This window comes from Butyrivibrio hungatei (genome assembly GCF_001858005.1).
GTDB lineage: Bacteria > Bacillota > Clostridia > Lachnospirales > Lachnospiraceae > Butyrivibrio > Butyrivibrio hungatei.
This window is the reverse complement of sequence record NZ_CP017831.1, coordinates 2,495,860-2,519,625: the sequence shown is the minus strand read 5'-3', so window position 1 is coordinate 2,519,625 and position 23,766 is coordinate 2,495,860. Positions and strand designations below refer to the sequence as shown.

The following is a 23,766-nucleotide window of genomic DNA, read 5'->3' as shown; positions in this document are numbered from 1 at the left end:
GATACATGGCATGAAAAAATCCCCCTTAGATTTATGTTCTGAATAACATGAAATAAATCTAAGGGGGATTTTTGAATGTCTTATGTATCCTGAAAAAATATCGGAGAGAAGTAGGGCTTTTACTAATGTCTATCCCAGCGTCCGAATTAATTACCAGCTGCTACATCCTCTGGTACTGCTTCGGCTGGTGGTTGTTCAGCGGCTGCTTCTGGATTGGCCTGAGCTGCAGCAGCCTGTGCTGCGGCTTGCTCCTGAGCTAAGATACCATCAATACCTTCCTGCATCATAAATTCATATGTATGGTGACAAGTATTAAGTACCTGAGTTGTGTTTCCGTTTTCATCTGTAACAGTAGTATATGCTGAGTTAGCAGGTGTGTAATCTACAAATCCTGACTGAAGTGCTGGTGGAACTTCTGGAGTAAGCTCAAATACACCTGTTGTCTTGAATGGACAGTTCTCAGTAGCTGGAAGACCATCAATAGCACACATTGTACCAGCATAGTGTACATCACAGCTTGCTGTAGGTACTGTGCCTTCCTCAAAGTACTCAGTGTAAAGAGTTCCGTCACAGAGCCCAGCAATTGGCTGTTTACCGGATCTAGAACATACTGTAGCAGAAACAATTCCATCAGGAACTGAGAATGATGAGTATGGAAGATCTTCATGTATCTTGGACATAACCTTACGCCACATAGTCTTGGAGAAGTTCTTTTCAGCAGGATCTTTCATCTTGGCGTTGTTGTCGTAACCTGTCCATGTAGTTGCTGTGTAGTAGTTAGTGTAGCCTGCAAACCAAACGTCTACGTAATCAGATGTTGTACCTGTCTTACCTGCAATAGCAGTAGTACCAAAGTTAACAGATGAACCAGTACCACCGTTTACAACGTCCTGCATTGCACTTGTAAGGAGGAATGCTGTTGTCTCCTTGAGGATACGCTTTGATTTAGCTTCTGTATTATCAAGGATAACGTTTCCGTCATGGTCTACAACCTTTGTATAAAGCTTAGGCTCGATATATACACCACCGTTTGCAATAGCGGCATATGCGGCGTTAAGCTCGTAGTTCTTTACACCCTTTGTAAGTCCTCCAAGTGCAGTTGCCTGCTGGATATCTGAGAAAGGCTTACCATTTATGACTTCGTGCTCTACAAGAGTTGTGAAGCCAAAGTTCTTGAGATAGTCAAACGCAAGCTGAGGAGTGATAAGAGTGATAGCTTCAACTGCGATTACGTTCATAGAATCTCTGATAGCTGTTCTTACATTGTTGAGACCTCTGTATTCTGATCCCCACCAGTTTCTAACAAGTGTTCCGTTTGAATAAGCAAATGGGGCATCATTAAATACTGTGGCAAGAGTAAGGCCTGCGCTATCAATACCAGGTGCATAGGTTGAAATAACCTTAAATGTTGATCCTGGCTGTCTGTATGAATCAGTAGCTCTATTAAGTGTTCTGCTGGCGGTCTTTTCTCCGCGGCCACCAACCATTGCTACGATATAACCTGTGCTCTGTTCTTCAATAGTGATACAAACCTGAGGCTGAGGAGTAAGATCGATCCTCTCAGCAAGTACTGTATCGCCTTCGGTCATTACAGCTTCTTTGTAAGCCTCTATAGCAGCTTCAGCATCTTCTTTTGAACTGTAGAGCATATTGAAGTTCTTGTTCTGCTCTTTGTAATATGCTGAATACATTTCACTACTGTGGTTAGTTACTGTTCCATCAGCAGACTGAACTGAAAGCTTATAAGAAAGAAGGTATTTGGTTCCTTCTGGATAGTTGCTCTCGTCAAGATAAACATCATCACAGATCTTCTGAATCTTAGGATCCTGAGTGGAGTAGATCTTAAGACCGCCGCTGTAAAGAAGTGTGTAAGCCTGAGTCTCTGTATAGCCAGCTGCCATAAGGTCCTCAAGTACTTCATTGGTAAGAGCATCTACAAAGTAAGAATTAACTGTATCGTCTCCACCTGTCTCCTGGTTAACATTTTGAATTCTGGAATATACATCATCAGCCATAGCCTGATCGTACTCAATCTGTGAAATATATCCCTGTTCAAGCATGTTTTTAAGAACCTTGTTACGACGCTCAGCATTTTTTTCTGGGTGTGTAATAGGATTGAACTTACTAGGGTTCTGCGTAATACCAGCGATAACCGCACATTCTGAAAGAGTAAGTTCACTAACAGGCTTATTGAAATATCTAAGTGATGCAGCCTGAACACCAAGAGTATTAGAACCAAGGTTGATGGTGTTCATATAGTTGATAAGAATGTCCTCTTTAGACATTTTCTTTTCAAGCTGAATGGCAAGGTACTGTTCCTGAATCTTACGCTTAACACTCTGAAGCTTGGACTCATTGGTCCAACCGGAGAAGACGTTATTCTTTAAAAGCTGCTGAGTAATCGTACTAGCACCTTCAGAGAAGTGACCACTTGTAATACCTCTAACGGCAGCACGGATGATACCCTGAATATCAATACCATTGTGATCATAAAAACGCGCATCCTCGATAGCAACAAAGGCATGTGTAAGATTCTCTGGAACCATATCCATAGTAACTGGAATACGGTTAGAGTCAGTAGATACAAGTTTAGCAATCTGATTGCCATCTGTATCATATACAAAAGTAGAGAATCCTGAAGGAGTAACGTCGATATTACCGATATCAGGTGCAGTAGCAATGATGCCGTTGAATACACCAATACCTGCGCTTGCTCCTATGATCACAAGTCCGATGATAAGAGAAAGCATAATATATAAGCCAAAAAGGCTGAGCTTTTTACCCCATTTGCTGGTACCGGAGTTAAGCGTTTTCGCTTGTTTAACGATACCTCTTTTACCAAAATTCATATAAAAACCTCACTTTAAATCCATTTTAACCAAGTTAGTATATCATACATCCCCTATATAATAAAGAAAAGGGCTTTAAAATTAAGATTTGTAACATATGCAGGCTAAATCTGTTATAATTTTGCTCATGAGTAATTTAGAATCGTACAAAGTAGTAATTTCAGACGGAACTGGTGAGATCGTAGAAAAGAAATCCAGATTCATTGCAAATGTCTTTGCAGTAGAGAGTCAGCAACAGGCTGAGGAAAAGATTGCAGAGATCAGCAAGAAGTATTGGGATGCAAGGCATAACTGCTATGCCTATGTTATTGGTAAGAACAGCGAGAACACAAGATGCAGTGATAACGGTGAACCTTCAGGAACTGCAGGAAAGCCTATTTTGGAGGTCATCACTGGCGCAGGACTTACCAATACGCTGGTTATAGTAACCAGGTATTTTGGAGGGGTACTTCTTGGTACAGGCGGCCTTGTCAGAGCATATACTCAGGCAGCCCAGGCTGGAATCGCAAACTGCGAAGTGGGAGAGATGGTCTATGCTCAGAAGCTGACTATTGAAGTTGGCTACAACATGGTCAACAATGTTCAGTATTATCTTGGACAGAATGATATTTCTATTGCAGAATCCAGATATGAAGCAAATGTTCAGTTTGATATCTGCGTAAAAGAGTGTGATCTCGACAAGATAAAAAGTGGTCTCACACAAAAATGTGAAGGCCAGCTTCAGATAATAGAAGGGGACAAAGATTATTACAGACTTTGATCTTCAGATAATACGACAATCAAAAAGCCTACACCCTTAAGGTGTAGGCTTATATTATAAGTAAAATTACTGCTTCTTGAATCCAGCTCTCTTACGAAGTGTAGGATCAAGGATTCTCTTTCTGATACGAAGGCTTGTAGGTGTAACCTCAAGAAGCTCGTCTGTATCAATGAACTCGATGCACTGCTCCAGTGACATTACACGAGGTGGAACAAGTCTAAGAGCTTCATCAGAAGCTGATGTTCTTGTGTTTGTGAGGTGCTTGGTCTTACATACATTAACCTCAACGTCCTCTGACTTACCACTTGTACCGATTACCATACCTGAGTAAACCTTGTCACCAGTCTTGATAAAGAGTGTACCACGGTCCTGAGCATTGAAAAGACCATAAGCAGTAGCTTCACCAGTCTCAAATGCGATAACAGAACCAGTCTTACGATAGTTCATATCTCCCTTGTATGGAGCATATCCGTCAAAAATAGTATTGATGATACCGTTACCCTTAGTATCTGTCATGAACTCACCTCTGTAACCGATAAGTCCACGTGATGGGATGCTGAACTCGATACGTGTATATCCGCCGTTACCAGCGCCCATGTTTACGAGCTCACCCTTTCTCTCGCCAAGCTTCTGGATAACGCTTCCTGAGAACTCATCAGGAACATCGATGTAGCACTTCTCCATAGGCTCAAGCTTGTGGCCGGCTTCATCAGTGTGATAGATAACCTCTGCCTTACTTACTGCGAACTCAAAACCTTCACGACGCATTGTCTCGATAAGAACTGAAAGGTGAAGCTCACCACGTCCTGAAACTTTGAATACGTCTGTTGAATCTGTCTCTTCTACACGAAGTGAAACGTCTGTATTAAGCTCTCTATATAATCTGTCACGAAGGTGACGGCTAGTTACGAACTTACCTTCCTGTCCAGCAAGAGGAGAGTCATTAACAATGAAGTTCATTGAGATTGTAGGCTCTGAGATCTTCTGGAATGGGATAGCAACCTGATTATCAACTGAGCAAAGTGTGTCACCGATCTTGAGATCTTCGATACCAGAAATAGCTACGATAGAACCAATCTTAGCTTCCTGAACTTCAACTCTTCCAAGTCCTTCATACTCATAGAGCTTGCTGATCTTGGTCTTGATACGTCTCTCTGGCTCGTGGTGGTTGACTACTACAACTTCCTGGTTAACCCTAACAACACCATTATCAACCTTACCTACACCGATACGTCCAACGTATTCGTTGTAGTCGATAGTGCTGATAAGTACCTGTGTGCTGGAATCTGGATCACCAACAGGAGCAGGGATGTAATTGATGATAGTATCAAGAAGTGGCTTCATATCCTTACCAGGCTCATCAAGTGAAAGAGAAGATGTTCCTGCCTTAGCTGATGCGAATACAAATGGGCAATCAAGCTGATTGTCATCTGCGCCAAGGTCCATAAGAAGCTCAAGTACTTCGTCGATAACATCATTTGGTCTAGCTTCTGGTCTGTCAATTTTGTTGATACATACGATAACTGGAAGACCAAGGTCCATAGCCTTGCCAAGAACGAACTTAGTCTGTGGCATAGGTCCTTCAAAAGCGTCAACTACAAGGATAACACCATTAACCATCTTAAGAACTCGCTCGACTTCACCACCGAAATCGGCGTGACCAGGAGTGTCGATGATGTTGATCTTGATATCTTTATATGTGATAGCAGTATTCTTGGACATGATGGTAATTCCACGCTCTTTTTCGATATCGCCGGAATCCATTACTCTCTCTACAACTTCCTGTCCTTCACGGAATACACCGCTCTGTCTAAGAAGTCCGTCAACCAGAGTTGTCTTGCCGTGGTCAACGTGGGCGATGATAGCTACGTTTCTTACATCATTTCTTGTCTGTTTCATAAAACTGTCTCCTCAAATAATTAAAACCAAACTGTTTCCAAACTAAAGTAGTATATCACGCGTTTTTTTATTCTTCAACCAAAAAATTCATAAACAGTCTCTTCCATATATTAATGAGAATTTTTTGAAAAAAATGTTAATTCTATTGCTAAGGCACATCATTTGTACATATAATGGAAAAAGTTTATGGAAAGGGGAGGAACAATAATGAAAGCTAGATTTTCATCATATTTAACTGGTATAGCACCAGGTCTTAAGAAGCTTATTGATCTTCTTGGAAAAAGTTACGATTATGTAAGCGTTCTTTCAACAGATTCTGTTGGATTTAGCATGTCAGCATCACAGAGAATGAAGAGTATTACAGGTAATACTCTTATGACAGAGAGAGGAACTGTAGTAAGGGTTTACAAAGATGGCCTCTACAGCGAATATTCTTTTAACCTGTTTGACAATGATGATGTAGATAAATTGGCAGACAAGATAAAGAGTACTCTTGACCTTCAGCTTGAGGTATTAAAGGCTACAAATACTAAAGTGTTTGATACTGCTAAGCTTGATGACGACAAGGAAGAGCTCTTTGTTGAGATGGAAACAGAAAAGCTCCCAGAAGAAACTGATCTTAATGCACTTATGCAGAAACTTCAGGGCTTTAGTGACAAGGCAGTAGCTCTTTCGGAAGAGATTATTGACTGCACATTAAGAGCACAGTCTACACATGTTTGTAAGATGTTCCTTACAGCAAACAGAGACCTTCGTCAGAGCTACGTTTATTCAGAAGGAGCGGTCATGCTTGTTGGTGCTAGAAATGGTAGAACAGATATGGCTTACAATGGCATATCTGATAGAGAAGGTCCATCAATCTTTGATGATCTGAGCGCCGAGATCGATAAGTCATACAAAGAACTTATGGATAACCTTGGAGCAGATAAGGTTATTCCTGGCGAGTATGAGATCATCACTACTCCAGAGGTTTCAGGACTTATTGCCCACGAAGCTTTTGGACATGGCGTTGAGATGGATATGTTTGTTAAAAAGAGAGCTCTCGGAGCAGAATATATCGGTAAGCGTGTAGGCTCCGACCTTGTAACAATGCATGAAGGTGCGAACTGCGTAAAAGATGTTGCCAGCTATGCTTTTGATGATGAGGGAACTCTTGCTGGTGATGTTATCGAGATCGACAAGGGAATCCTCAAGACTGGTGTATGCGATGCACTTGCAGCACTTCGTCTTGGAATCAAGCCTACTGGAAATGGTAAAAGAGAAAACTTCGAGCATAAGGTTTACACAAGAATGACAAACACAATGTTCGACAAAGGAAACAGCACTAAGGAAGAGATGATCGCTTCAGTTAAGAAGGGATATCTTTTATCTGGAATGTTCTCTGGAATGGAGGATCCAAAGCATTGGGGAATCCAGTGTATCATCGCAAGAGGCTATGAGATCATCGATGGTAAGCTTACTGGAAAGGTTGTAGCACCAGTTGTTCTTACTGGCTATGTGCCTGATCTTTTAGGATCAATCTCAATGGCAAGTAATGACTATGTTTCATTTGGTACTGGAGCTTGTGGCAAAGGCTACAAGGAATGGGCAAAGGTTTCAGATGGTGGCCCATATCTTAAGGCAGTAGCAAGACTTGGCTAAATGGGGAGGATGACATGACTGATAAGATTATTGAGTTATTAAGAAAGTCCAGTGCTGATGCCTGGAGTGTTACAGATAAAGTTACAGAAGCTTGGGAGTTCTATTTCATCAAACACGAACTTGATCAGAACAGAGTACGTGACGTAGAACATATCTCAGTTACTGTATATAAGAAGCTTGAGGATGGCAAGTTCCTTGGAAAAGCAACAGAGGAGATCGCGCCTACTGCAACTGAAGAAGAGGCTGCAAAGATTATTTCAGATCTTTGCGTCAGAGCTTCTTTTGTTAAGAACCCATATTATGAGCTAAATAAAAAGCAGGTAGCAGTTACAAACAAGGAATATGATCCAAAGCAGATGGCTAAGGATTATATCGAGGCCCTGCAGCAGATTCCTGAGACATCGGGTGAAGACATCAATTCATACGAGATCTTTGCTGAGTCTTGCAAGAGAAGATTTGTGAACTCTGAGGGAATTGATGTTACTATCACATATCCTAATTCAATGGTAGAAGTTGTAGTTAATGCCAGAAATAAGGATCATGAGATCGAGCTCTATCGTATGTACAAGGCAGGAACTTGTGACAAGGATCACCTGGTTAAAGAAATCACAGAAACCTTAAAAACTGGTAAGGATAGACTTGAGACTAAGCCAACTCCAGCACTTAACAAGGCTCCTGTAGTATTTTCTACAGAGGATTCAGCCAAGATCTACGCTTGGGTAGCTATCAAGATGAATGCTGCTCTCAAATACGCAGGCTATTCAGATTGGGAGATAGGAAAAGAAATCCTCACTGACGTTAAGGGTGATAAGATCACCATCAAGGCTCTTAAGGAGCTTCCAAATTCATCCAAGAACTTTGCAGTTGATTCAGAAGGTGCAGAAGTTCACGATATGGATATTGTAGTAGATAATGTTGCCAAGAATTACTGGGGAGATTGTCAGAACTGCTACTATACTGGAATAAAAGATTCTTTCATTGCAGGAAACTTCGTTGCTGAAGGTGGAAACACTACTGAGTCTGAGATCAGAACAGGTTGCTACCTTGAACCAGTTGAATTTTCTGATTTCAGCGTAGATGACATCACAGGAGATATCGCTGGTGAGATCAGACTTGCTTACTATCACGATGGAGATAAGGTTACTGCTGTAACTGGAGGATCTGTTTCTGGCTCACTTGCTGAGCTTCTTAAAGACGTTAAGCTTTCTAAGGAAATGAAGCAGTACGATAGTTATCTTGTTCCTTCTGTTATCAGAATTGAGGGAGTAACCATCGCTGGCGCAGAATAACTGCCAATAATATGGTAAAAAATGCGTATCTATTGACAGGTGCTTGACTGCTGGTGTAGTATTTAAAAAACTGAAGACAAGAGATAGAGGTTGCGTAATTCAATGAGTAATTCTGCAGATGTGTCAGGCACAGGAGAAGCAGAACAAAAGGTGAATACGCCGAAAGGCTTAGTACCTGTATGCTAAGTACTTGGGCATAAAGTAAATAGCTTTATGACTGTCATCGCAAGATGGGGCGCTATCAACAGCTTATTATTAGTACATGCTGTAATTAGATTTGTACGGCCCATCAGAATATCTGATGGGCCTTTTCTATTGCAAATAGTGCGCCAAAGCCAGAAGGAGGGTAAAATGGCAATTTTTAAGGGAGCAGGAGTTGCGATCGCAACACCATTCAAAGAGAACGGAGAAGTGAACTATGAAGAGTTCGGAAGACTCATAGAGTTCCAGATCGAGAACGGAACAGACGCTATCATTGTTTGCGGAACCACAGGTGAGGCAGCAACCATGACAGAAGAAGAACACATGGATGTTGTGAAGTATTGTATTGATAAGGTAAACAAGAGAATTCCTGTTATAGCAGGAACAGGTTCTAATTGTACAGAAACAGCAATAAAGCTCTCTAAGATTGCTGAAGAGTACGGTGCAGATGGAATCCTTCAGGTAACACCATATTATAACAAGGCTACACAGAATGGCCTTCTTGCACATTTTGGTGCAGTTGCAGATGCAGTTAATATTCCAATAATTTTATATAATGTTCCTAGTAGAACAGGCTGCAATATCCTTCCAGAGACAGCTGTAAAGCTTTGCAAGGAGCACAAGAATATCGTAGGTATTAAGGATGCTACAGGCAACATTGCTCAGACATCCAGAATGATGCAGCTTGCAGAAGGATGCATCGATCTCTACTCAGGAAATGATGATGAGATCGTTCCTATCATGGCAGTCGGTGGACTTGGCGTTATCTCAGTTCTTTCTAACGTAGCACCTAGGCAGACTCATGATATTTGCCAGAAATGTCTTGATGGAGACTATGCAGCAGCCAGAGAGCTTCAGTTCAAGGCACTTCCTCTTGTGAAGGCTCTTTTCTCAGAGGTTAATCCTATCCCTGTAAAGAGTGCCCTCAAGATGATCGGTATTGAGGCTGGCCCACTTCGCCTTCCACTTACAGAGATGGAAGAGGCTAATAAGGCTAAGCTCAAGGAAGAGATGGTAAAGTTTGGTCTGGAGGTAAGATAAGATGACAAAGATGATAATGCATGGTTGCAACGGACGTATGGGGCATGTGATCATTGATTTGGTAAAAGAAGATCCAGAGATCGAGGTAGTAGCAGGTGTAGATGCTTTTGGCGAGAATAATTATGATTTTCCGGTATTTAAGAGCCTTGCAGAGTGCAATGTAGATGCAGATGTTATCGTTGATTTTTCTAATGCATCAGCAGTTGATGGACTTCTTGATCACTGTGTAGCAAGGAATATTCCTGTTGTACTGTGCTCAACAGGTCTTTCAGAGCAGCAGCTTTCTAAGGTAAAAGAAACAGCTACAAAAGTAGCAGTGCTTAAATCAGCAAATATGTCTGTTGGTGTAAATGCCCTTTTAAAGGTCCTCAAGGAGGTATCTCCTCTTTTTGCGGCAGCAGGCTTTGATATCGAGATCGTAGAAAAGCACCATAATCAAAAACTTGATGCTCCAAGCGGTACAGCAATTGCTCTTGCAGACAGCATCAATGAGTCACTTAATAATGAGTATGAGTATGTTTATGATAGAAGCACCAGAAGAGAGAAGAGACCTGTCAAAGAGATAGGTATTTCTGCTGTTCGTGGTGGTACAATTGTAGGAGACCACGATGTTATCTTTGCTGGACATGATGAGGTTGTAACACTTTCACACAGAGCATATTCAAGAGCTATTTTTGGCAAAGGAGCTATCGAAGCAGCTAAGTATCTTGCTGGTAAATCAGCTGGCATGTACGACATGAGCGATGTCCTTGCCTAAATGTAACTGTAGACTTAGACAAGTGATAAGGATTTACCACAGATGAACTTTAGACCTTGTATAGACATACATAATGGCAAAGTAAAGCAGATAGTTGGAAGTTCGCTTAAGGACCAAGGAGATGTAGCCAGAGAGAACTTTGTAGCAACCAAGGATGCGGCGTTCTATGCAAATATGTATAAGGCGCTGGGGCTTTCTGGAGGCCATATTATCCTTTTAAATCCGGTTGATAGTCCTTTCTATGAGGTAACCAAAAAGCAGGCGATCGAAGCACTTGGTGCTACGCCAGGACTACTGCAGGTTGGCGGTGGTATCACAGCTGACAATGCTGCTGAATTCCTTGAAGCAGGCGCTTCCCACGTCATAGTAACTTCTTATGTGTTTAAGAATGGCAAGATAAATTTTACTAATCTAAAGAAGCTTGTTAAGGTAGTTGGAAAAGAGCATATAGTTCTTGATCTCTCCTGCAAAGCTCAGGATAATAAATTTTTTATCGTAACTGACAGATGGCAGAAGATGACAGATGTTGATCTAAGTGCTGAGACTCTTGATACACTTTCTGAGTACTGCGACGAGATACTTGTTCATGCAGCTGATGTAGAAGGCAAGCAAAATGGAATAGAAGAGAATGTTGCAGCTATATTGGGGGATTGGGCTAAGCTTCCTATCACCTATGCTGGCGGTGTACATTCAATTTCTGATATCAAGCAGCTTAAAAAACTTGGTAAAAACAATATAGATGTAACAGTAGGCAGTGCCCTTGAAATCTTTGGCGGCTCACTGAAAATAGAAGATATAGTAAAGGCTTGCCTGTGACATGCTTTTAACTAAAAACTGATACCTTTCGGGTAACGAAAAAAAGAGATATCGATCGAATCGATATCTCTTTTCTCTTAATCATTGGTACAATATTGCAAATTCAAAATATATATATACTTAGAATAAGGCACTTTGTAGTCTGATTAATAGCGCTTAATTCCTGGAATTAAAGCTTGTTTACGTTTACGGCCTGAGGTCCCTTTTCGCCCTGGATTACATCATACTCTACAGAAGCGCCCTCTTCGAGAGACTTGAAACCTTCCATGTTGAGTCCTGAATAATGTACGAATACATCATTTCCAGCCTCGTCTGAGATGAAGCCGTAACCCTTCTGGTTGTTGAACCACTTAACAGTACCTTTGTTCATTGTAATACCTCCACTAAAAATAAAAAATAATCGTCCTGTTGTAATAGTACACTACCACAACAAATTTAGATTATCACAGTTAAAACCAAAAGTAAAGCGCATTTTTTGGTATTTTGCGTACATTCATTACAATTTTTAGTGCTTTTTCGAGTTTTTTATGTCGCCTCTTTACTTTAAAAGGTTAGAGTGTTAAAATATTTAAGCACAAAAGTTTTTTAGACGAAAAACTGTTAATTATGATGGGGTAAAAAACTAGAATGGAGGAAATGGCAACATGAACAAGAAGATTAGAACAGATGCAGTAGATCACCTGTTTGACGCAATACTATGCCTTCAAAATAAAGAGGATTGTTATAGCTTTTTTGAAGATCTTTGCACAGTAAATGAGCTTCTTTCTCTTTCACAGAGATTTGAAGTTGCATCAATGCTCAGAGATCACAAAACTTATCTTGAGATTGCAGAAAAAACAGGAGCTTCTACAGCTACTATTAGTAGAGTTAACCGTTCACTTAACTACGGCGACGACGGCTACGAATTAGTCTTCGAAAGAATGCAGTGATTGGTTTACGAGTTTGATGGTATAAAGTTTTATCCTTCGCTCTATAGTATTTTTTGCAGGATGCATAAAACATTCAAAAAGACTGAGAAAATTTGCTTCACATTCGTTCAGAACGCAAATTTTCCCAGTCTTTTTTCATGCTATGCATCAGCTACAAAAAATACTATGGAGCTCAAGACGAGCTTTTAAACCATATCACACGTCCGGTACCACTACCTAAATTACTTATTCTCTTCCTCAGAAGCTGAAGCGTTAGATGATTCTTTGTCTGCTACGGCACGTTCTTTGGCAACTTCGGCTGAGTTCTTGTCGATTCCGGTCATTTCACATTTGCCCTGGAATACAGCGTTTTCGTCGATGATGATACCCTTGCAAGTGATGTCACCGATAACTCTTCCTGTGTCACTGATCTCAATCTTGCCCTGTGATGCTGTGATGTTACCATTAACTTCACCAGCTACATATACGTTAAGAGCTGAAATTGTACCAATAACCTTGCCTTCTTGGCCAATGATAAGAGCACCGCTTACTGTTACGTTACCTTTGATAGTTCCATCGATTCTTGTTGAATCCTTTGTTGTAAGAGGACCATCGATTACAGCGCCAGGGCCAATGATGGTTCCTACCTGCTCTAAAAGAGTATTATCCTCAGTAGAGTCTTTCTTGTTTCCGAACATTTTATTTCCTCCAATTTTAACCGTTGATCTCTATAAGCTCTTCAGGATCCACATACTTGTCATCCTGCATTATCTGATAACCTAAAGTGGTATCATTGCCTACAACAAAAAGAATGTTGCCTCTAGCTATTTCATCACCTTCAGAAACTAAAGGATCTCCAGAGTACCTGTATATAGAGATATAGCCATTTCCGTGGTCTATAGTGACTGCATTGCCAAATTTGGCATCGGTTGTCACAGACAAAACAGTACCGGTACCGGCAGCGATGATGTTGCTTCCTGATGCTGCTTCAAAAAGAACGATAGGATTACCTACTGCATCGTCTTTGTTATCATCTGTGATCTTTGTAATAGTAGTTGAATTAGTGTCGTCTACAGCATTTGTCATAGAAGCGGTTCCTGTTAAAGGAAATCCTGATGGAATAGCAAGGGTTTCGGCCTCTTCAGCAGACTGCTGCTCATTCTCAAGTCTAAGATTGAGAGCTGCTCTTAATTGCTGTTCCTCTGTGACAAGTTTTTCGTTTGAAGCTTCCAGAGTGCTGTTCTGAGTTTGGAGATCTTCAATCTGGAGCTTCTGTTCAGCCTGTATTGTCTTTAGATTATGTATGGTCATTGCTGAAAAGATTATGTAGCAAAGAAGCACTAATGCTACTACGAAAGCAGTGTAAGCAAGAAGCTGTGTTTTAAAATGATTCAGATGGAGACGCTTTGTTGTTCCGTCTGAGTCACCTGAGATAACCATAAAGGTATAGTGCCTCTTGTGTCTGTGCTTTCTGGGCTTTTGTTCTGCGCTCATATTCACCTCCGACTAACAAGCTATTTTATCATAATTGCCACAAAGTATGCAAGAACCCCTGCAAGCCACAATTTATGCGGCTTGCAGGGGATTTTATACTGGTTTATTTCGTTTACATAAATATGTAATTACATAATTACTTCAACGTTATACTCTTTTACACCTTCCTCATAAGGAATTACGTTACCAGAAAGCTCTTTTCCATTGACGATGAGCTTCTTAACGCCCTTCTGAGAACCATTCTGCTTAACAGAAATGTTGTATACACCACCACGGTACTTCCTTGTTAATTCAAAATCACCAAAGTCAGAAGGGAGACATGGATCAACTGAAAGTCCCTTATGAGTAGGATAGATACCGAGGATGTACTGGGAGATGTTTACAAAAGTCCAAGCAGCTGTACCTGTGAGCCAGCTGTTCTTACCCTGTCCATGGAACTTAGCATCTCTACCAGCAACCATCTGTGAATATACATAAGGCTCTGTGCAGTGAATCTCACTGATGTCTTCGATGTAAGCAGGACATGTCTTTTTGTAAACATCGAATGCTCTGTCACCGTGTCCCATAACTGTTTCAGCGATTGAAATCCAAGGGTTGTTGTGGCAGAAGATACCAGCATTCTCTTTGTATCCTGGTGGATATGAGCTAACTTCACCAAGCTCTAAGTGATACTTAGTATAAGCAGGCTGAAGGATCATTACACCGTACTTGGTATCAAGTCTTTCTTCAACGCTCTTAAGAGCCTTTTCTGCAAGACCTTCCTTAACACCGATACCAGCAAGTACGCAGAAGCCCTGAGGCTCGATGTAAATCTGACCTTCCTCACACTCTTTTGAACCAACTTTATTGGAATAAGCATCATAAGCTCTTACGAACCATTCACCATCCCAGCCAGCTGTGATAGCTGCATCATAAACCTTCTGAACTTCCTCACGTGCACGCTTAGCTTCAGCGTCATCTCCAAGGAGTTCGCAGAGCTGAGCATACTCTTCGCCGTATTTTACAAACATTCCAGCGATGAATACAGATTCAGCAACAGGACCTTCTGAAGGACCAAATGTCTGGAATGATTCACCTGGGTGCTCTGAGAAGCAGTTAAGGTTAAGACAGTCGTTCCAGTCAGCACGTCCGATAAGTGGAAGACCATGAGGACCCTTGTGAGTTGCTGTGAAATCAAATGAGCATTTAAGGTGTCCCATAAGAGTCTTAGCAACGCTCATATCGTTGTCGAAAGGAACCATCTCGTTAAGGATTGAAATGTCACCAGTCTCTCTGATGTAAGCACTAGTACCAGCAATGAGCCAAAGTGGATCATCATTGAAACCTGAACCGATGTCTGAGTTACCTTTCTTGGTAAGTGGCTGATACTGGTGATATGCGCTACCATCCTGGAACTGAGTAGAAGCAATATCGATGATTCTTTCTCTTGCTCTATCTGGGATAAGGTGTACAAATCCAAGAAGATCCTGACAAGAATCTCTAAATCCCATTCCACGTCCAATACCTGACTCATAATATGAAGCAGATCTAGACATGTTGAATGTAACCATACACTGATACTGGTTCCAGATATTTACCATTCTGTCTACCTTTTCATTAGAAGACTTGATGTGGTAGATACCAAGAAGCTCTGACCAGTAATCGTTAAGCTCCTTGAGTGCTGCATCAACAGCCTCAACAGTCTTATATTTATCAAGCATAGCAAAAGCTGGTTTCTTGTTGATCACGCCGTAAGATTCCCACTTCTGATCCTCTGGGTTCTCGATGTAACCAAGAGTGAATATGAAAGTCTTGGATTCTGATGGAGCAAGCTCGATATCGATCTGATGTGAAGCAATTGGTGACCATCCGCTAGCTACAGAGTTTGTGCACTTGCCGTTTGCAACAACGTCTGGAGAATCAGGTCCATTATATGCACCAAGGAATGCATCTCTGCTAGTATCGTATCCGTTAACTTCTGTGTTAACACCATATACAGCATAGTGATTTCTACGCTCTCTGTACTCAGTCTTGTGGAAAAGAACTGAACCACCGTTTGCAATCTCAACTTCACCAGTGCTTAAGTTTCTCTGGAAGTTCTTCATATCATCATCTGCATTCCAGAGACACCATTCTACATAAGAGAAGAGTGAAAGTTTAGCAACTGTATCCTTATTATTAGTAATAGTAAGCTTAGATACTTCGCAGTTGTCATTCATAGGAACAAAGGTTAAAAGATCTGCTTTAACGTTGCTCTTGGAAGATGAAAACTTACTGTATCCAAGACCATGACGGCACTCATAGCTGTCAAGAGTTGTCTTGACCGGCTGCCATCCCGGGTTCCAAACAAGACCATTCTCATTCAGGTCTTTGATGTAAAAGTACTTACCATTGTTATCATAAGGAACATTGTTGTAACGATATCTGGTAAGTCTGAGAAGCTTGGCGTCCTTATAGAATGTGTAACCACCACATGTATTAGATATGAGTGAAAAGAACTCTTTATTACCTAAATAGTTGATCCAGGGTAATGGAGTCTTGGGAGTGGTGATCACGTATTCACGGGCGTTATCATCGAAAAAACCGTACTTCATATAAACCTCCTAATACTTAAACGTTTAAGATAAATTTCTAGACACATTATATATGGGATAAATCTTTTGCGCAATAGAAAAATTTCAAAAATAAATCCTTAAAAAACCGCGATTCTATGCGGAAAAACCATCTTCCTGATAAACGTTTCCTTAAAACATTGATGTTTGCTGAATCATATCGAAAACGTTTAAATCAAATATTAATAAATAATGACTAAATTTGGAAATATATATGAAAAAGCGACAAGTAATTTGTTCAAACCAAACAAAAATATAAAACATGCACAAAAAAATAACAGCTATACTTGATTTAGGTGTCAAATTGATGTATATTGAAAGTGCGAAAACGATTAAGTGATTTAAGTAAAGGTTGTAAGACAAAAAGAATGGTTTCACTAAAGGACATATCTAAGGCTTGCGGGGTTTCAGTAGCTACGGTTTCCAAGGCGCTTAATGATCACAGCGATATAAGCAAAGAGACCAAAGAAAACGTTAGGCAAGTTGCTGAAAAGCTGGGATATCATCCTAATGCTGCTGCACAGGCGCTTAAGACAAATAAAACTAATAACATAGGCGTCCTATTTGTAGATGAGGCGAACAGTGGCTTGACTCACGACTACTTTTCACATGTGCTTGATAGCTTCAAGAAAAGAGCTGAGAGAAGTGGCTTCGACATCACTTTTATAAATGGAGATAAGACAAGAGCTAACAACATGTCATATTTATCTCACGCAATTTATAGAGGATTTGATGGTGTCATGATCGCCTGCGTAGATTTTACGGATCCACAGGTAGAGGAACTTATCAAGAGCAATATTCCTGTTGTGACAATTGACTATATGTTTAGTAACAGGATCTCAATTGTTTCTGATAATGTTAGCGGTATGAGGGAACTCGTTTCCTACATATATAAAAGAGGTCATAGAAAGATTGCTTACATTCACGGTTTGGAATCTGCGGTAACCCAGGGGAGATTATCAAGTTTCTATAAGACCTTGCAGGATTTCAAAGTGACGATTCCTGATGAGTATGTAGTGGCAAGCCCGTATAGAGATACTGATTCAGCTTTTGCCATGACCAACAAATTGCTTGATTTAAAAGATCCTCCAACTTGTATCCTTTATCCTGATGACTTTGCAGCCTTTGGAGGGTTGAATGCAATTAGACAGAGAGGGCTCAGGATTCCGGAAGACGTATCTGTAGCAGGATATGACGGAATTGACATAAGCCGAAGGATCAGTCCTAGACTTACTACCGTGGTACAGGATACCGAAGAGATAGGAAGCCTGGCGGCTACCAAACTGATAGACCTGATCAATAACCCTAAAGGAACTCTTATAGAACATATAACAGTTGAAGGGGAACTTGATGAAGGCGAATCAATTCTGAATATTGCAAACAAAAATTAAGTAAGACCGGGAGGAATATTATGAAAGCTTTTTTGCATAATACTTGGAAACACAGAGCACACGTAGTAATGGCTCTGCCAGTATTTCTGATTTTGTTCTTTATTATGTACGTACCAATGGCAGGTCTTGTAATGGCCTTCAAGAATTTCAATTACGCAGACGGTATTTGGAAGAGCCCATGGAACGGTATTGAAAACTTTAAGTTCCTTTTAGCATCAAAGGCTACTTTCATTCAGATAACAAGGAACACAGTTCTCTACTATCTCTTATTTACTATAGTAGGAACATTCTTGAATGTAACACTTGCAATCATGATCGATAAGCTTGTATTCAAGAAACTTGCTAAGACAATGCAGACACTTATGATCATCCCAGTCTTCATTTCTTATGCAGCTGTTCAGTTCATTGTATATGCATTTATCAGTTCGGATACAGGTATCATCAACCACACATTTGGTTCCAGCACAAAGTTCTATTCAGCTGTTAACCTGTGGCCGATCATCTTACTTGTAGTTAAGATTTGGAAAGATACTGGATATGGTTCAGTTCTTTATATGTCAGTACTTGCAGGAATTGATTCAGAGCTTTATGAGGCAGCAGATATTGATGGTGCTAACTCATGGCAGAAGATCACAAACATTACAATTCCTTCATTGATCCCAATGATCACTGTAATGCTTCTTCTTTCAGTTGGATCAGTAATGCACTCAGACACAGGTCTCTTCTATCAGGTAACACGTAACAGTGGAATCCTGTATGAGACAACACAGGTTATCGACTCTTATGTACTTAATGCGATCTTCAAGAATTCAAACTTTGGATTCGTTGCCGCAACTTCTTTCTTCCAGTCGATTGTCGGACTTTTGCTTATGCTTTTTGCTAACACAACAGTTCGTAAGATTGCACCAGAGAACGCATTGTTCTAATTGGACTAGAAAAGAGAGGTAAAATCAAATGGCAAAGATGTCGGTAAAGAAAGAAAATCACAAACTTGATATAGCGCCTTCCAGGCAAGAGAGGGTAACTGTAGGACAGATCGTACTTGCAATTATTCTTATTGCATTTACATTATTTGCTTTTCTTCCTGTAGAGCTTACATTCGTAGCTGCTTTTACAGATGAAAAGAGTATCGTACAGAACGGATTTAAGTTCTGGCCTAAGGACTGGTCACTGGCAGGTATGGGAACAGTACTTAGATATGGACAGCAGCTTGCTAGATCATATGCAGTTACAATTTTCGTAACTGTTGCTGGTACATTCCTTGGACTTTTGTTCATGAGTATGTATGCATATTCAATAAGTAGAAAAGATTTCTGGCTTTCAAAATTTTTATCAATCTATCTGCTTATTCCTATGTTGTTCAATGGTGGAACACTTTCAGGATATATCATCTTCACAAGTTACTATCACTTGAAAGATAGCCTCTGGCTCCTTATCCTTCCACTTTGCGTAACAACAATGAACGTAATCATTTTGAGAACTTACATTGCTAACAGTATTCCGGCAGAGCTTATGGAAGCAGCCAAGATCGATGGCGCAGGAGAGTATTACACATTCTTTAGAATCACTCTTCCTCTTATGAAACCATCACTTGCAGCAGTCGGATTCATGATGGCAACAACATATTGGAACGATTGGCAGAATGCACTTCTGTACATCGATTCTGATGCTAAGAAGCCTTTGCAGTTACTTCTTATCAACATTCAGAAGAGTATTGAGTTCCTTCTCAACAACTCAAACGTTCCCGCATCAGCAAGAGCAGCTATGGGTGGAACTATTCCACAGTATTCTGCAACAATGGCAACTGTTTTAGTAGTTATCGGACCTATCATGGTAGTATATCCATTCTTCCAGAAGTACTTCATTAAGGGTCTTACAGTTGGCTCAGTTAAAGGATAAGAGCACTTTCAAAACGGCGGGTTATTTTGGTTGAAACTCCAACAACGGGGGATCACATACATTTATTTTCTTAAATTAAAGGAGGAAAATATGAAGAAGAAAGTTATTTCAGTACTTATGGCATCAGCAATGTCACTTTCATTACTTGCTGGATGCGGAGACACAGCTCCTGCAGCTACAGAGTCAAATGATTCAACAGCTACAGAGACACCAGCAGCTGACTCAAATTCAGATTCAGATTCAGCAGAAGCACCTGCAGCAAGCGGTGACGTAACAGAAATCAGTGTTTACAGATGCACATTCAACCTTGCAAACCCTGATTCAGCTCAGGTTCAGAAGGTTCAGGATGCAATCAATGCGTATATCGCAGACAAGATCCCTGTAAAGATCAAGCTTACAGATATCGGATCTGGTGAATACACAGATAAGGCAAACCTTGCACTTGCAAACAACGAGATCAACCTTCTTTGGACAGCTTCATGGGAAGGAACAATCGGTACTAACGATCTTTATCCAGCAAACGCTGTATATGATCTTACAGACCTCGTTCCTGGAACACCTCTTTACAGCTCAATGGCTGAAGGACAGTGGGAAGCAGCTAAGTATGATGGAAAGATCTATTTCGTACCTGTATACAAGGACAACGTTGAGGGATATGATTTCATGTTCCGTCAGGATCTTGTAGACAAGCACAACTGGGATATTAACAGCGTAAAAGAGCTTAAGGACCTTGAGCCAATGCTCGCTGACGCTAAGGCAGATGGCCTTAAGTATCCATTCCTTACACAGAAGACAGCTATGTTCTACAGATGGTACATTGATAAGTTCGATTTCTTCACAGCAGATTCAGCTACAAACTTCTTTGCTGTAGATAGAGCAAAAGATGAAGTTGTTGATACAATCCAGACTCCTGAGTACCTTGAGTTCTGCAAACTCATCGCTGATTGGGCAGACAAGGGATACATCTCAGAGGATGACTTCACAAAGGTTACAACAGATACAACAACACAGACACAGGATTGGGCTATTTCATGGTGGACAGATATCCCAGTTAATGACGAAGCAGATGCTCGTTATGGCCAGGATGTAACAATGGTTCCAGCTACACAGAGATGGGCTCACTCAACATCAGCTCTTGGATCATGCTACTGTGTAACAGCTAACTCAACACCTGAGCAGGCTAAGGCTTGTGTAGACTTCCTTGGTCTTCTTTACACAGATTCAACACTTGCTGATATGTACACATTCGGTATCGAAGGTGAAGACTTCACATACGATGCAAATCATCAGGTAACACAGACATCTGACAAGTACAACCACTCAATGTGGGAGTCAGCTAACGCTACAATCGTTACTCCACTTGACAACGAGCCAGCTAACAAGGCAGAGCTTTACAATGACTTCAACGGTGGCGCTAACACATCTTCAGCAGCTGGATTCAGATTTGATAAGGCTCCTGTAGAGGCTCAGTACACAGCTTGCGCTGGTGTATTTGATACATATGGATTCGCTCTTGAGAACGGTGGTGTTGCTCCTGCAGACGTTGAGTCTACACTTGAGAAGTACCAGGCAGCTCTTGACGAGGCTGGATACCAGGATGTACTTGCTGAGTTCCAGAAGCAGTACGACGATTGGAAGGCTTCAAAGTAATTTACTTTTGAACACCTGACAACTGTAAAACTAGAGCCATGGCATCTATGATGCCATGGCTTTTTTAAAAGTGTTGGCTTCCCGATTTTTTATTGGGGGGCGCTGTGTGAACACATAACATTTTTGCAGACGCTTTCGCTTGATAAAAAACGTAACGGTACTAAGGTGCCAAAAAACAGCACCTAAGTACCGACGTTTTTTAACACTGCTTCAAATATTATGTATTCACACAGCGCCATCTAATGATAAGATGGTGTAGTAATACAATAATAAAAGTAAAGTAAGTTGATGAATCAATTTACCTAGAAAAGATTAAAGAATTTAATAGCAAAATAAAGAAAGACAGTGAGGTATTGTATGGAGTTTATCGCAGAGAAAAATGCCCTTGTATTTAAGAGGCAAGGCGAGACAGTCAGAATTGAAGCTTGGGGTGAGAATTCACTTAGAGTGAGAGCTACTATGCTCAAGGATTTTACAGGCAATGATTGGGCATTAACAGAAAAAGTGAAGGAAACAAGCGCAGAGGTTAAGACCTTTGACGTTACTTACAGAACTGGTGAGGGAACAGATGTAGACAGAACTCACGGAAAGATTGTTAATGGTGATATTTCCTGTGAAGTTAATTTTGCAGGCGTTATGTCTTTTTATAAGAAGGATAAGCTTATATTAAGAGAATATTTCCGCTCTTATGATGGAACTATCTCTAGAGAGAGCAGATGCCTTAAGATCGTTAATAGAGAGTGGAAGGGTGTTCAGGGCTCAGACAATTACAAGCTTAAGGTGCGTTTTGACAGCAATCCTGGTGAGAAGCTTTTTGGTATGGGACAGTATCAGCAGCAGAATATGAACCTTAAGGGCTGCACTCTTGAACTAGCCCAGAGAAACTCACAGATTTCAGTACCATTTGCTGTATCTTCTCTTGGATATGGTATGTTATGGAATAACCCTGGAGTTGGACAGGTTACTTTTGGTAACAATATGACACTTTGGGATATGCACTCAACAAAAGAGATGGATTACTACATCACAGTAGCTGATACTCCAAAGGAGATCGTAGCAAACTATGCATCTGCAACAGGCTACGCAGGTGAGTTCCCAGATGAGCTTATGGGACTTTGGCAGTGCAAATTAAGATACAGAACACAGGATGAGGTTCTTTCTATAGCGCGTAAGTACAAAGAACTCGGAATCCATATCGATCAGATCGTAATCGACTTCTTCCACTGGACATATCAGGGAGACTGGAAATTCGACAAGAAGTACTGGCCAGATCCAAAGGCTATGGTAGATGAGCTCCACAGCATGGGTATCAAGGTTATTGTATCTGTATGGCCTTCTGTAGACAGAAAGAGTGAGAATTTCTATCCTATGCTTGAAAAAGGGCTTCTCATTAAAACTGAGAGAGGTGCGCTCCAGACTTACGATTATCAGGGCGACTGCGTAGAGATCGATGTATTCAATCCTGAGACCAGCAAATATGTATGGGAAGTTTGCAAAAAGAACTACTATGACTTTGGAATCGATGGATTCTGGCTTGATAACTCTGAGCCTGATTATGGGGTATATGACTTTGAAAACTTCAGATATATTGATGGTTCAGCTCTTGAAGTAAGTAACCTCTATCCACAGAAATATAGCCGTGTATTTTACGATAACATGGTAAAAGAGGGACAGAAAAACCCTGTGAACCTTTTAAGATGTGCCTGGGCAGGAAGCCAGAAATATGGCAACGTAGTATGGTCAGGAGACGTTCCAAGTACATTTGAGGCTCTTCAGGATCAGCTTCAGTGCGGACTTAATATGGGACTTGCAGGTATTCCATGGTGGACAACAGATATCGGCGGATTTATGACAGACGATGTAAACGATCCAGACTTTAGACAGCTTCTTATCAGATGGTATCAGTTTGCTGTTTATACTGCTGTATTCAGACTTCATGGCGATCGTGGCCCTTACAATATTCCAGCCCTTGATGACAGAGATTGGGGCGGCGGATATCTTCATACAGGCCAGGACAACGAAATGTGGAGTTATGGCGATGACAACTTCAAGATCATGAAGAAGTACTATGACATCAGAAAAGAGTTAAAGCCATATATCAAATCTCTTTATAACGAGGCTTCTACAAATGGCTCACCACTTATCAGAACAATGTTCTATGAGTTCCCTGAGGACGAGAAGTGCTGGGATATTCAGGATCAGTACATGTTTGGTGAAAAATACCTTGTAGCTCCTATTCTTCATTTGAACGAGTTTGAGAGAGAAGTTTATCTTCCAAAGGGAACTTGGAAATTGACAAGTACAGGTGAAGAATTTGCAGGTGAAAGAACTGTGAAGGTGAGTGCTCCAATTGAGTACATGCCAGTATTTGAAAAACTCTGAAAATGTTTGAATTGGTCAGACAATTGTGATAACATTATAAGAGCGTTAAGAAGTGCTACATGAAAATGTAGCACTCCTAACTCTTTCCTTTTATAAGCGTATGAAAAGTCACGGCACCCCAATAACCGTGGCTTTTCGCTTTTTCTGATGTTTTTATTGTAAATTATTACAAAATACAGTAACATACTAGTGATCGCA

General features: G+C 40.8%; 18 protein-coding genes and 1 riboswitch. Of the genes, 12 read left to right on the top strand and 6 right to left on the bottom strand.

The features are described from left to right. Window positions 1–146: 146 nt before the first annotated feature. Window positions 147–2,849: a transglycosylase domain-containing protein gene (locus bhn_RS11650; protein WP_071176857.1), complete on the bottom strand. Its 2,703-nt coding sequence runs from the start codon at window positions 2,847–2,849 to the stop codon at window positions 147–149. Window positions 2,850–2,976: 127 nt separating this feature from the next. On the opposite strand from bhn_RS11650, the gene bhn_RS11645 reads away from it, so the two are divergent. Beyond that, window positions 2,977–3,609 (top strand): YigZ family protein, encoded by a 633-nt coding sequence (locus bhn_RS11645; RefSeq protein ID WP_071177519.1) that lies wholly within the window; start codon window positions 2,977–2,979, stop codon window positions 3,607–3,609. 66 nt (window positions 3,610–3,675) lie between these two features. Here bhn_RS11645 and typA read toward each other — a convergent pair whose 3' ends face one another. Further along, window positions 3,676–5,508, bottom strand: a complete 1,833-nt coding sequence (gene typA, locus bhn_RS11640) for a translational GTPase TypA (protein WP_071176856.1) — start codon at window positions 5,506–5,508, stop codon at window positions 3,676–3,678. 207 nt (window positions 5,509–5,715) lie between these two features. Here typA and bhn_RS11635 point away from each other — a divergent pair, with 207 nt between their 5' ends. The 5 genes from bhn_RS11635 to hisA all read left to right on the top strand — a co-directional run bounded on the left by bhn_RS11635 (window position 5,716) and on the right by hisA (window position 11,253). Further along, window positions 5,716–7,149: a TldD/PmbA family protein gene (locus bhn_RS11635; protein WP_071176855.1), complete on the top strand. Its 1,434-nt coding sequence runs from the start codon at window positions 5,716–5,718 to the stop codon at window positions 7,147–7,149. A gap of 14 nt (window positions 7,150–7,163) precedes the next feature. Then, window positions 7,164–8,438, top strand: coding sequence for a metallopeptidase TldD-related protein (locus bhn_RS11630; protein ID WP_071176854.1), 1,275 nt, complete (start codon window positions 7,164–7,166; stop codon window positions 8,436–8,438). A gap of 76 nt (window positions 8,439–8,514) precedes the next feature. Then, window positions 8,515–8,687, top strand: a riboswitch (Lysine riboswitch). A 102-nt stretch (window positions 8,688–8,789) separates the two neighbouring features. After that, window positions 8,790–9,680, top strand: a complete 891-nt coding sequence (gene dapA / locus bhn_RS11625; RefSeq protein WP_071176853.1) for a 4-hydroxy-tetrahydrodipicolinate synthase — start codon at window positions 8,790–8,792, stop codon at window positions 9,678–9,680. A gap of 1 nt (window position 9,681) precedes the next feature. Beyond that, window positions 9,682–10,437, top strand: a complete 756-nt coding sequence (dapB, locus tag bhn_RS11620; RefSeq protein ID WP_071176852.1) for a 4-hydroxy-tetrahydrodipicolinate reductase — start codon at window positions 9,682–9,684, stop codon at window positions 10,435–10,437. Between the two features lie 42 nt (window positions 10,438–10,479). Continuing rightward, complete coding sequence (gene hisA / locus bhn_RS11615; RefSeq protein WP_071176851.1) at window positions 10,480–11,253, top strand: phosphoribosylformimino-5-aminoimidazole carboxamide ribotide isomerase; 774 nt, start codon at window positions 10,480–10,482, stop codon at window positions 11,251–11,253. Between the two features lie 169 nt (window positions 11,254–11,422). Here hisA and bhn_RS11610 read toward each other — a convergent pair whose 3' ends face one another. Further along, the gene (locus bhn_RS11610) at window positions 11,423–11,623 is read right to left on the bottom strand and encodes a cold-shock protein (RefSeq protein WP_013281837.1); all 201 of its coding nucleotides are present in this window, start codon (window positions 11,621–11,623) and stop codon (window positions 11,423–11,425) included. A 274-nt stretch (window positions 11,624–11,897) separates the two neighbouring features. Here bhn_RS11610 and bhn_RS11605 point away from each other — a divergent pair, with 274 nt between their 5' ends. Continuing rightward, window positions 11,898–12,182 (top strand): YerC/YecD family TrpR-related protein, encoded by a 285-nt coding sequence (locus bhn_RS11605; protein ID WP_071176850.1) that lies wholly within the window; start codon window positions 11,898–11,900, stop codon window positions 12,180–12,182. A 221-nt stretch (window positions 12,183–12,403) separates the two neighbouring features. Here the strand turns inward: bhn_RS11605 and bhn_RS11595 are convergent, their stop codons facing one another. The 3 genes from bhn_RS11595 to bhn_RS11585 form a co-directional block, all read right to left on the bottom strand. Then, a complete protein-coding gene (locus bhn_RS11595; RefSeq protein ID WP_071176848.1) occupies window positions 12,404–12,859 on the bottom strand; it encodes a bactofilin family protein in 456 nt (151 codons plus the stop codon). Window positions 12,860–12,875: 16 nt separating this feature from the next. Then, window positions 12,876–13,655 carry a murein hydrolase activator EnvC family protein gene (locus bhn_RS11590; RefSeq protein ID WP_071176847.1) on the bottom strand — a complete coding sequence of 260 codons (780 nt, stop codon included), beginning with the start codon at window positions 13,653–13,655 and terminating at the stop codon, window positions 12,876–12,878. Window positions 13,656–13,783: 128 nt separating this feature from the next. After that, entirely contained in the window at window positions 13,784–16,228 is a 2,445-nt protein-coding gene (locus tag bhn_RS11585; protein WP_071176846.1) for a GH36-type glycosyl hydrolase domain-containing protein, read from the bottom strand. A gap of 386 nt (window positions 16,229–16,614) precedes the next feature. On the opposite strand from bhn_RS11585, the gene bhn_RS11580 reads away from it, so the two are divergent. The 5 genes from bhn_RS11580 (at window position 16,615) to bhn_RS11560 (ending at window position 23,568) form a co-directional block, all read left to right on the top strand. Further along, window positions 16,615–17,637 carry a LacI family DNA-binding transcriptional regulator gene (locus tag bhn_RS11580; protein WP_071176845.1) on the top strand — a complete coding sequence of 341 codons (1,023 nt, stop codon included), beginning with the start codon at window positions 16,615–16,617 and terminating at the stop codon, window positions 17,635–17,637. A gap of 20 nt (window positions 17,638–17,657) precedes the next feature. After that, on the top strand, window positions 17,658–18,563 hold the full coding sequence (locus bhn_RS11575; protein WP_071176844.1) for an ABC transporter permease subunit: 906 nt from the start codon (window positions 17,658–17,660) through the stop codon (window positions 18,561–18,563). A gap of 28 nt (window positions 18,564–18,591) precedes the next feature. Further along, the gene (locus bhn_RS11570; RefSeq protein ID WP_083385959.1) at window positions 18,592–19,536 is read left to right on the top strand and encodes a carbohydrate ABC transporter permease; all 945 of its coding nucleotides are present in this window, start codon (window positions 18,592–18,594) and stop codon (window positions 19,534–19,536) included. 90 nt (window positions 19,537–19,626) lie between these two features. After that, window positions 19,627–21,186 carry an ABC transporter substrate-binding protein gene (locus bhn_RS11565; protein ID WP_071176843.1) on the top strand — a complete coding sequence of 520 codons (1,560 nt, stop codon included), beginning with the start codon at window positions 19,627–19,629 and terminating at the stop codon, window positions 21,184–21,186. A gap of 357 nt (window positions 21,187–21,543) precedes the next feature. Then, window positions 21,544–23,568, top strand: a complete 2,025-nt coding sequence (locus bhn_RS11560) for a glycoside hydrolase family 31 protein (protein WP_071176842.1) — start codon at window positions 21,544–21,546, stop codon at window positions 23,566–23,568. Window positions 23,569–23,766: the final 198 nt, after the last annotated feature.